Annotated in this window: 3 protein-coding genes; all 3 read right to left on the bottom strand. The window is 50.8% G+C overall.

Annotation, left to right across the window (positions count from 1 at the left end; genetic code table 11):
• On the bottom strand, positions 1–309 hold a 309-nt coding region (locus Q1M25_RS07900; RefSeq protein ID WP_300483690.1), incomplete at its 3' end, for a hypothetical protein.
• A 73-nt stretch (positions 310–382) separates the two neighbouring features.
• Positions 383–3,334, bottom strand: coding sequence for a DUF3418 domain-containing protein (locus Q1M25_RS07895; protein WP_300483688.1), 2,952 nt, complete (start codon positions 3,332–3,334; stop codon positions 383–385).
• A 65-nt stretch (positions 3,335–3,399) separates the two neighbouring features.
• Positions 3,400–4,977, bottom strand: a complete 1,578-nt coding sequence (lpt3, locus tag Q1M25_RS07890) for a lipooligosaccharide phosphoethanolamine transferase (RefSeq protein WP_300483686.1) — start codon at positions 4,975–4,977, stop codon at positions 3,400–3,402.
• Positions 4,978–5,210 lie beyond the last annotated feature (233 nt).

Genomic DNA, 5,210 nt, shown 5'->3' with positions numbered 1-5,210 from the left:
TATTTTATTCTGGACTCCTACTTCTCTCATATAGCTTGTAGGATTTTCTTCTAATATAATTAAACCTTTACTAACAATAACATCTCCTGCATATTTAAGTTTGAGTGATTGGATTTTACTGATATCATTCCTAACTTTCTCAAGATTTCTTTCTTTTGTTATTTCTAATAAGATGATTTCATCTGCATCAACTCTAATTACACCATCAAAATCAACTCCATTTATGTGTTCAGCAACACAAGGTTTTTTCCAACGTAATTCAGCTAAATTACGAACATGATCTTCCAAGTTTTTCCAGCTAAAATTCATAACATAATCCCTATAAATTCAAATCTAAAAAATACAGATGCTTATTTAAACAATATAAAATAATCTTAATATTCTAGTAAGTACTCTCCCACTCCTTCAACAACCTCTTCACCGACACCGGATACGGCGTCTTCAATTCCTGCGCAAAAAGCGATACCCTCAATTCTTCAATCATCCATTTAAACGCGGCGAGGTCGTCTGAAACGGGTAGTCCTTGTTTCACTAAGCTGTCGGTTTTTTCTTGCCACATTTGTTCCAGCTCTTGAATATCGGCTTCGCGGGCTGCGTCGCGGGCGGGGTTGCTGCTGTATTTTTCGAGACGCAGGCTCATGGCTTTGAGGTAGATGGGGAGGCGCGGCCATTGTGCCCACGGGGTGCGGGTGGCAAAGCCGGCGGCGAGCAGGGTTTGCAGGCGTAGTCTTAGAAGGTGGGTCAATGGGTGTTTGCCGAGTTTGCCGTTCAGTTCGGTGTAGGCGGCGGCGGTTTCCTGCAGGTAGCGGCTGAGGGCTTCTTTGACGGCGGGCAGGCGGCTGCGGGCGCGTTTGATTTGCTCTTTAAAGGCTTTTTCGTTGCGCGGCAGCTCGTCTTCGCCAATAAAGGCGCGGTCGCAGACGGCTTGGGTGAGGTCGTCACACAGGGTGTCGGCGTTGATGTGTTTGAGCAGCATGGCGGCTTGGGTGAAGCCTTGGATGCCTTTGTTCAGATCTTTTACCTGCTCTTTTAATTGCAGCTTCATCAATTCGATGACGCCTTGACGGTGTGCCTGTTCGGCGGCTTCGGTGGTGTCAAACAGGCGCAGGGCGATGCGGCCGTCTTTTTCTTTTTGCAGGCTGAGATAGCCGGTGAGCTGTTGCTTGCCGCGTGCGAATTTGATGGATTCGGGCAGGGTGCCGATGTCCCATGTGGTGACGTTGTCGCGCTCGAATTCTTGGGTGTTGTCGCGGAAGGTGACGGCGGCGGCTTGGCCGAGTTGTTGTTGCAACTCATGCAGTTTGCGGCCACCGGCAAGCTCTTGTCCGCCATCATCGATAATGCGCAGATTCAGATAGCAGTGTTCGGGTAATTCTTGCGCCGCCCATGCGTCTTGGTCGATTTGCTCGAAAATCCGCATATCGCCTGCGCTTTTGGCGATAAAGTGCGCCAACTGGGGAATAATGGCCGCTTGGCGGTCGGGATTGCTTTCGAGAAATTTGGTGATGAAATCGGGGACGGGCACGCAAATGCGGCGGATTTGCTTCGGCAGTGCTTTAATCAGCAGCTGGATTTTTTCGCGCAACATACCGGGCACCAGCCATTCGAGCGACGGCGCGTGCAGGCGGTTGAGGACGGTCAGCGGCACGGTCATGGTCACGCCGTCGAGCGGATGGTGCGGCTCGAAGCGGTAGGAAAGTTTGAACTTGCCGTCTGCGGTTTGCCAGAATTTGGGGAACTGCTCTTCGGTAATGTGCGCGGCGGCGTGTTGCATCAGATCGTCGCGGCTTAGGAACAGCAGGCGCGGATTGTCGCGTTCGGCGGTTTTGAGCCAGGCTTCAAAGGTGCGAATATCGGCAAGGGGTAAAGGTTTCAGACGGCCTTTTTGAGATGCTGGCTGCTTTTTGGGTTTTGGGTCGTCTGAAACATTTTGTCGGGTATGTGAACTCGGTTCACGCTCGCGGTTGTCCGCATCATTGGAATCCGTATGCATGGCTTGTGCCACACGTCCTGCGTTGCGCTGGTTTGCTTGTCCGTTTTGATCGACTGTCTTGTCCGACTGGGTTTGTCCGCCCTCTTCACTTCCCCAAATGCCGCCTTTTGCATCTTTCCACACCAGCTCGGGCAGGCGTTCGTTATAAAACGCGAACAGGGCTTCGTCGTCGACCAATACGTCTTGCTTGCGCGATTTGTGTTCGAGTTCGGTAATTTCTTTAATCAGCTTTTTATTGTGGGCAAAAAAGGCCGTCTGAAGATTGCTTTCTTGCGCCACCAATGCACCGCGGATAAAGATTTCGCGCGCTTCTTCAGGTGCAACTTTGCCGTAAGACACGGGGCGGCGCGGCAATACGGTCAGGCCGTAAAGCGTCACGCGTTCGCTGGCGACGACTTCGCCGCGTTTTTGCTCCCAGTGCGGCTCGAAATAATGATAGCGGACGAGGTGCGGCGCTTCCTGCTCGATCCATTCGGGCTGGATAACGGCGACGTCGCGCGCGTAAAGGCGCGTGGTTTCAACCAATTCTGCAGCCATCACCCATTTGGGTTTGGCTTTGAACAGGGCTGATGCAGGAAAAAGGTGGAAACGGCTGCCGCGCGCGCCGGTGTAGTCGTTGCCGTCGGGCGATTTCATGCCGACGTTGGCGATAAGGCCGGTCAGCAGGGCACGGTGGATTTGTTCGTAGCCGGCTTCTTTTGCGGCGCGGATTTGGGCGCGGTGTTGCTTTTTATCCAGTTGTTTTTGTTTGAGTTTGGCCGCCAAATCTTGGTCGCCTTGGCTTTCAGACGGCCTTAATTGCTCTTGGGTAGGAGGTTGTCTAAACGCGGCTTCTTTGGTGGTCAAACCCATTTCAATCGCAGTTTGGGCAAGCTGGTGGTGCAGCTCGCGCCATTCGCGCATACGCAGGTGCGACAAGAAATATTGGCGGCACCATTGCACCAGCTGCTTGTTGGACAAACCTTTGTCGCGCTCGCGCTGGAAACTGTCCCAAATATTCAGATAGGCAAGAAAGTCGGATTGCTTGTCGGTAAAACGCTCGTGCACCTTGGCGGCGGCATCGCGCGCTTCCAGCGGCCGCTCGCGCGGGTCTTGAATTGACAGCGCGGACGCAATCACCAATATTTCCGCCATACAGTCGTGCTTCTTCGCCGCCAACAAAATGCGCGCAATTTTCGGGTCGATGGGCAGGCGCGCCATTTGTTCGCCGAGTTTGGTTAAGCGGTAGCGTGTGTTAGCACCGATATGGCCCGAACTGTTTTGCAGGCCGTCTGAAACATTGGCTGGGTTGGATCGGGCATCCATGCCTGATCCGCGTACTTGGTTTTTCATATTTTGCATAGTCTTGTCGGTCGGGCATCTTCCCCGACATCATCTAAATTTGTCTTTATTGGTTTTCACGCCGCTTATTGCGGATAAACATATTCCGCCTTGCCGTCGCGAATGTTCAAGCTGCCTGCATCGCCTGTAATCAGATTGCCCGTTACCGAGCCTTCGCTACAACCTGAAACCGGCGTATCGTAGCCCAGCGTGTGAATCAGGAACGTTGAAAGCTGCTGATGGAAGGCAATCTCGCAAGGCGCAAAAGCTTGGTTGGCAGCCTGCTGCACGGCCTTATCCGGGCTGTACAACACCAGCGGCACAAGATAGCTGTCAGGCTGCACCGTGCCTTGATTGTAGGTATCTTGGCGCACATACTGGCCATGATCGGAGGTATAGGCAAACAGCCAGTTGCCGTCAGGCTGCTTTTGCAGCTGCTCGAATACGGTTTGAATCATTTGGTCGGTTTTATGGATGGTGTTGTCGTACTTATCTACAATATTGGCTTCGCCGAATACTTTATCTTGCGGCTGCAACAATGCGCCGTATGGGACGTGCGAACCGCGTTGGTGCAACACAATAAAATGCTTGCCCTGCTGCAAATTGATTTTGTCGAACAGCGGCAGCAGCTTCTCATCAGGCATATTGTCGCCGTTGCCGTAGCCGAGTTGCGTCGGCTGAATCAGATGATCTATCCATTTCTTACCGATTAAGTTCAAAATCGCCATCTCGTTTTCCGCCTGCGCGCTGTAAAAATACGTTTCATAGCCCTGCTCTTTGGCGAGGCGGAACATATTGGTATCGCCGCTGCTGATTTGCTCATAGCCGTTGGCATGCGGTATCGCATTGAAAAAGCTGGGCAGGGACACAGCCGTCATCAAAGCGGCGGAATAGCTTTGCTTCACAATCGGCTTAAAGTCGGCTTGCGACAGCTGGGTCAAAAACGGCGAAGTTTCGCGTCCGTAGCCAAACAATTTCAAATGCACCGCGCTTTCGCTTTCGCCCATAATCAGGACGATATTTTGAATACTGCCTTGTCCGGTTTTGCTTGGCGCTGGCTGTTTGAACACAGGAATCTTGCTCAAATCAAACAACTGATACGGCAACACGCGTCCGACAAAATAGCCGAAGCTGAAATAATTGGCTTTGATACGGCTGTATGTCGGTTTGGGCGAAATACCGTGTTCCTGCGTCGTACTGAATGAACGTCCAAAAATCAGCAACATCGCCGCAATAAATAAAATATCGGCGGCAAAATGCGTCTTACGGCGGAATTTGGCAAGGCTACAAAACAGCACGACTTCCAACACGCCCCACAATACAGGCAACCACAACTTATCCAACATCGACGCGCCCGCACTGCCGACTTCGGTAACCTCTTTCAGCATCAGCCAATAATTAATACCCGTCATCCAGCTTTGATAAACCGCATAATGCACATTATTGGCAATAATGCTGAGCGCGAAAAACACCGCAATCAACAAACGCGTCACCTTATAACGCGCAAACAGATACAGCGCAGCAATCACAAATGTCAGCGCAAACGTTTCCGCAATTTTCGCAGTCGGCAGAGTTTCAATCCCGAATACAAAGCGATAGGCGATTTCGCTGGCAGTAAGTAAAGACGAATACAGAACAAGCGTGAGGAAAGATTTTTTCATCATTAATATTTCACAATAAAAGATTTACCGATTGAGTTTTAAAACCCAATATTCCCTTTTCAATAGTTTTTAGTTTCTCAATGATTTAGGCCGTCTGAAAATGAAACATGGCCTGCCATTTTATGAAGAAAGCTTTTATTTTCAGACGGCCTCCACCGCCCCCAATTCCAGCAATACCTGAAAACCGTCATTGATATACCGCGAATCGGGCATTTCTAAAAATGGGAATGCTGCCA

The sequence above is a fragment of the uncultured Neisseria sp. genome (genome assembly GCF_951230505.1).
Taxonomy (GTDB): Bacteria; Pseudomonadota; Gammaproteobacteria; order Burkholderiales; family Neisseriaceae; genus Neisseria.
The sequence above is the reverse complement of the archived record's forward strand: the minus strand, read 5'-3'. Positions and strand labels throughout refer to the sequence as shown.

Bases quoted from the DNA above. Each gene is read 5' to 3' on its own strand.
- Q1M25_RS07895 (WP_300483688.1), bottom strand. From the start codon at position 3,334: ATGCAAAATATGAAAAACCAAGTACGCGGATCAGGCATGGATGCCCGA.
- lpt3 (WP_300483686.1), bottom strand. From the start codon at position 4,977: ATGATGAAAAAATCTTTCCTCACGCTTGTTCTGTATTCGTCTTTACTT.